General features: G+C 63.3%; 5 protein-coding genes. 2 read left to right on the top strand and 3 right to left on the bottom strand.

What is annotated here, in order from left to right:
* Positions 1 to 12: 12 nt before the first annotated feature.
* From CWO89_RS41085 to phbB, 3 genes are all read right to left on the bottom strand, one after another.
* Positions 13 to 1,824, bottom strand: a complete 1,812-nt coding sequence (locus CWO89_RS41085) for a PHA/PHB synthase family protein (protein WP_245476809.1) — start codon at positions 1,822 to 1,824, stop codon at positions 13 to 15.
* A 273-nt stretch (positions 1,825 to 2,097) separates the two neighbouring features.
* Positions 2,098 to 2,490, bottom strand: a complete 393-nt coding sequence (locus tag CWO89_RS41080; RefSeq protein WP_130583950.1) for a hypothetical protein — start codon at positions 2,488 to 2,490, stop codon at positions 2,098 to 2,100.
* A 47-nt stretch (positions 2,491 to 2,537) separates the two neighbouring features.
* The gene (gene phbB / locus CWO89_RS41075) at positions 2,538 to 3,266 is read right to left on the bottom strand and encodes an acetoacetyl-CoA reductase (RefSeq protein ID WP_130583949.1); all 729 of its coding nucleotides are present in this window, start codon (positions 3,264 to 3,266) and stop codon (positions 2,538 to 2,540) included.
* Positions 3,267 to 3,434: 168 nt separating this feature from the next.
* Here phbB and CWO89_RS41070 point away from each other — a divergent pair, with 168 nt between their 5' ends.
* Together CWO89_RS41070 and CWO89_RS41065 are read left to right on the top strand one after the other, a co-directional pair.
* Positions 3,435 to 4,271 (top strand): universal stress protein, encoded by an 837-nt coding sequence (locus CWO89_RS41070; protein WP_130583948.1) that lies wholly within the window; start codon positions 3,435 to 3,437, stop codon positions 4,269 to 4,271.
* A gap of 79 nt (positions 4,272 to 4,350) precedes the next feature.
* Positions 4,351 to 4,550 (top strand): CBS domain-containing protein (locus tag CWO89_RS41065; protein WP_130583947.1); only part of this gene is annotated, 200 nt, incomplete at its 3' end.

The raw sequence follows: 4,550 nt of genomic DNA, 5'->3' as shown, positions 1-4,550 counted from the left end.
TGTGATAGACCACTAGTGCTGCAGCACGTAGCGGCCGGGCGCAGCCTCCAGCGCGGTGGCGTCCTCGTCCTTGCCGGCGCCGCCCATGGATGGCGGGGAGACCGGTTCGCCGGAATGGGCATTCAGGAACGCGACCCATTCGTGCCACCAGGAGCCTTCGCGCTTTGGTGCGACCTTCAGCCATTCATCCGGCCCGATATAAGGCCCGTCCTTCAGCTTGGTCAGGACCTGATACGAGTGCCACGGCTCGTTGGGAGCCGCGACGATGCCGGCATTGTGTCCGCCGTTCGTGAGCACAAAGGTCGTGTCCGCATCCGCAAGGAAATGGATCTTGAAGGTCGACTTCCAGGGAGCGACGTGATCGCGAAGCGTGCCGACGACGAACATCGGCGCATGCAGATCGGACAGCGAGATCGGTTGGCCGTCGACGCGATAGCGCCCTTCGGCAAGATCGTTGTCGAGGAAGAGCTGGCGGAGATATTCGGAATGCATTCGATAGGGCATGCGGGTGGCATCCGCATTCCATGCCATGAGGTCGCTGAGCGGCTGCCGCTCTCCGATCAGGTAGTCGCGGATCATCCGCGACCAGATCAGGTCGTTGGAGCGCAGCATCTGAAAGGCGCCCGCCATCTGGTTGGTCTCGAGCACGCCGCGCTGCCACATCATGTCCTCCAGGAACGCGATCTGGCTTTCATTGATGAAGAGCGTGAGCTCGCCGGCCTCGGTGAAATCGGTCTGTGCGGCAAGCAGCGTCACGGTGCGCAGGCAGTCCGGCTTCTCCTTGCTCAGCCGCGCCGCCGCAATCGACAGCAGCGTGCCGCCGAGGCAGTAGCCGGTGGCGTGAATCGGCTGGCCGGGGACGATCCGGTTGATGATCTCGATCGCGGCATCGACGCCAAGCCGGCGATAGTCTTCGAGACTGATGTCGCGGTCCTCGGGCGTCGGGTTGCGCCAGGATATCATGAAGACGGTAAAGCCGTTCTCGACCAGGAAACGCACTAGCGAATTGTGCGGCGACAAATCGAGGATGTAGTATTTCATGATCCAGGCCGGCACGATCAGGACCGGCTCGGGTCGGACTTGCGACGTGGTCGGCGAATACTGGATCAGCTCGATCAGTTCGTTGCGATAGATCACCTTGCCCTTGGTGACGGCGACGTTCTGGCCGACGGCGAACTCATGGTCCGGTCCGTGACCGGTCACCAGCGCCTTCCAATCCTCGAGCCAGTTGTGCAGGCCGCCGACGAAGTTGCCGCCGCCGGTCTCCATGATCTTGCGGAGAACCTCAGGATTGGTCAGCGCGAAATTCGTCGGCGCCAGCACATCCAGCCACTGCCGGATCGCGAAATCCGCGATCGCCGCATCGTGCCGCGCCACGCCATGAACATCAGTGGTCGCGGATTGCCACCATCGCTCGGTCAACAGGAATGCCTGCGCCAGCATGTTGAAGGCCGGCAATTCCCAATCCGGCTCGGAAAACCGCCGGTCGTTCGGCGCCGGCGCGATCATGCTCCAGGTGCGATAGACCGGATGCGGGCTCGCGAGTGTCTCGAAAAACTGCATCGCGTCGCGGATCGCATCCCGTGTCAGCGTAAGCTGCTTGCCCGGCGAGATCGCCAAATGGAGCTGCCAGTCGAGCATCGCCAGCGTCAGCGCGGCGGGAGACAAGCCGCCGGTCCAGCGGGCGATCGTGGCATGGGCGAGGTGATCGATCACGTCGAATGCCGATACCGGCTCGGACGGTGCTCGTACCGCGCCGTCCTGCGACCGCGGCTTGACCGGCTCGAATGTGACGACTTTGGAATCCATGGCCTGCGCTGTCATACCAATCTCCATTGGTTCCATTTACGCTAGCACCGCCACAGACCGTTTGAGCTGCATCAAACTGGTTTGCCACGGCCTCCCGCATGGATCAGCGGTCCGAACCGCATGCAGCGAATTGCGTCCACGATGGACGCTGCGCTCCCTCTCCCGCTTGCGGGAGAGGGTTGGGGTGAGGGCCCTCTCCACGAGTCCCCAGTAGAGAGAGCCCTCACCCGGCGCTGGCGCGCCGACCTCTCCCGCAAGCGGGAGAGGTGAAGTCAACGCGCTCCAGCTTTAAGCGAAGCCGAAAAATTCCTTGCCGCGGGCGATGATCTCCTTGTCGGTCGGGTGATCGCTCGCCTCGACGCGCAGGATGATGTTCGGGTGCGTGTCCTGCAGATGGTGCAGCAGCTCGGTCTTCTCGTTCCCCGGCCCCATGATCAGGACATTCGTGCAATTCTGCAACGCCTGGCCGATCGTCACCAGAAAGTTTGGATCGCTCTCGACCTTGCCCGCGCCGACGCTGTTGGCCTTGTGATGCAGATGGGACGAGGCAAGGTGGGCGGGCACCACGATGGTGTCGACGTCGGTCAATCCCATCCCGAAGATCTTGGCGGTGAGATGATCGATCCAGACGATGGCATGGGCATGCGTCGTGGTCGTCTTCGGCGTAGCGGTGCTGGACATTGCTTCTCCTTGCTCCAATTCAGCGGTCTTGGTGGATTCGATGGCGCTCAGCCGCCCATATATTGGCCGCCATTGATCGACAGCGTCGATCCGGTGATGTAGCCGGCCTCGTCGGCGGCGAGAAAGACGACGGCGCGCGCGATTTCCTCGGGCCGGCCGAGCCTGCCGACCGGAATCTGCGGCAGGATCACGTCCTTCATGACCTCCGGCGAGACCGCATCCAGCATCTCGGTGTGGGTGTAGCCGGGACAGATCGCGTTGACGGTGATGCCGACCTTCGCGCTCTCGAGCGCAAGTGCCCGCGTGAAGCCGAGCTCGCCGGCCTTCGCGGCCGAATAATTCGTTTGTCCGAACTGGCCCTTCTGGCCGTTGATCGACGCGATGTTGACGATGCGGCCGAACTTGCGCGACCGCATGCCCTCGATCACGGACCGGCACATGTTGAACAAGGCGTTGAGGTCGGTATTGATCACCGCATCCCATTGCGCCTTCGTCATCTTGTGCAGGCTGCTGTCGCTGATGATCCCGGCATTGTTCACGAGAATTTCGATCGGACCGAGCGCGGCTTCCACCTGCTTCACGCCGGCACCGCAGGCGGCGAAATCGCCGACATCCCATTGAAACACCGGGATCGCTGTTTCAGCGTGAAACGCCTCGGCGGCCTTGGTGTTGCCGGCATAGGTCGCCGCGACGCGGTAACCTGCGGATTGAAGCGCCCGTGCGATCGCGGCGCCAATGCCCCGAACGCCGCCCGTAACCAATGCAACGCGTGCCATGTCGATCCTCCCTTGCGTCTGCAACCTGGCCGTGAACCAATAGGGAAGGGAGGCCGAATGCCCTTTGATGTGGGTCAACAAGGGGAGGAAACTGCGCTGACATAGTGAGTTCGCCAACGACGTGAAGCGCCCCGCAGGCGGCTTTCGTCCGTCATCACGGAGAGATCCATGTACAGGAACATTCTGGCGCTGGTGCCCACGGAATTGTCGGCGCGTCCGGTCGCCGATGGCTCGATATCGCTCGCGGCCGCATGCAAGGCCGAGCTCGAGGCGCTGGCGATAGGCTACGAGGTAAGCAGCATACCGATGACGGCGGAAGGCGGCGCCGCGGTCGGCTCCATCTACGAGATCGAGCGACAGCGCGCGTTCGAGCGTGCTGACGGCGCGTTGCGCATGTTCGAGGCGCAGGCAAAGAATGCAGGCATCACCTACCGCTGTCGCGCCCTCAGCGCGCTTCCGGGCGAGGCGGTCGAGATCGTCGGCGCGGCCGCGAGGCTGCACGACCTGACGATCGTGTCGCAGCCCGAGGTCGATCGCGATACCTTCGACAACAACCTCGCCCAGGAAACCCTGTTCGAAGCCGGCGGTCCGGTGCTGTTCATGCCCTACACGTTCAAGGGCGCGTTCGCGGCCAAGCGGATCGGCATCTGCTGGGATGGCAGCCGCGTTGCGGCACGCGCCCTGCACGACGCCATGCCGTTCCTGAAGGCGGCCGAGACGCTGACGGTGATCACCGTCAACGAAGACGACAACGTGCCGAGCGAGGCGTCGCCGACCCATCTCGCGCGATACCTTGCGCATGTCGGCGTCCCGGTCCATCTGACCTCGCTCAGGATGGATGATGCCGAGATCCAGCCGGGCATCCTGTCGCTTGCGGCCGACGAGTCGCTCGATCTCCTGGTGATGGGCGGCTACGGGCATTCGCGCCTCAAGGAAACCGTGCTCGGCGGCGTCACGCGCGACATGCTGCGCTCGATGACCGTGCCGACGCTGATGTCGCACTAGATTCTTTGTTTTGACGCGTTTTCTTTACGCGAACCGGTATCCACTTCGCTCGAAAACGCTCCAGCTCCAGGAGACACGCATGCGCGCCCACCAGATCATGACCAGGGACGTCATCACCATCAGCCCTCATGCATCGATCATGGATGCCGCCAACATCATGCTGCGCTGTCACCTGAGCGGCCTGCCGGTGATGGGCGAAGACGGCACGCTCAAGGGCATCGTCTCCGAGGGCGACTTCCTTCGCCGCGACGAGATCGGCACCGGGCGCCGGCGCCCGGG

The organism is Bradyrhizobium sp. Leo170 (genome assembly GCF_004296405.1).
Taxonomy (GTDB): domain Bacteria; phylum Pseudomonadota; class Alphaproteobacteria; order Rhizobiales; family Xanthobacteraceae; genus Bradyrhizobium.
Note: the sequence above shows the minus strand (reverse complement) of the source record. Positions and strands in the feature narration are given on the sequence as shown.

Excerpts from the sequence above, each read along its gene's own strand:
- CWO89_RS41085 (WP_245476809.1), bottom strand. The coding sequence starts at position 1,824 with ATGACAGCGCAGGCCATGGATTCCAAAGTCGTCACATTCGAGCCGGTC.
- CWO89_RS41080 (WP_130583950.1), bottom strand. The coding sequence starts at position 2,490 with ATGTCCAGCACCGCTACGCCGAAGACGACCACGACGCATGCCCATGCC.
- phbB (WP_130583949.1), bottom strand. The coding sequence starts at position 3,266 with ATGGCACGCGTTGCATTGGTTACGGGCGGCGTTCGGGGCATTGGCGCC.
- CWO89_RS41070 (WP_130583948.1), top strand. The coding sequence starts at position 3,435 with ATGTACAGGAACATTCTGGCGCTGGTGCCCACGGAATTGTCGGCGCGT.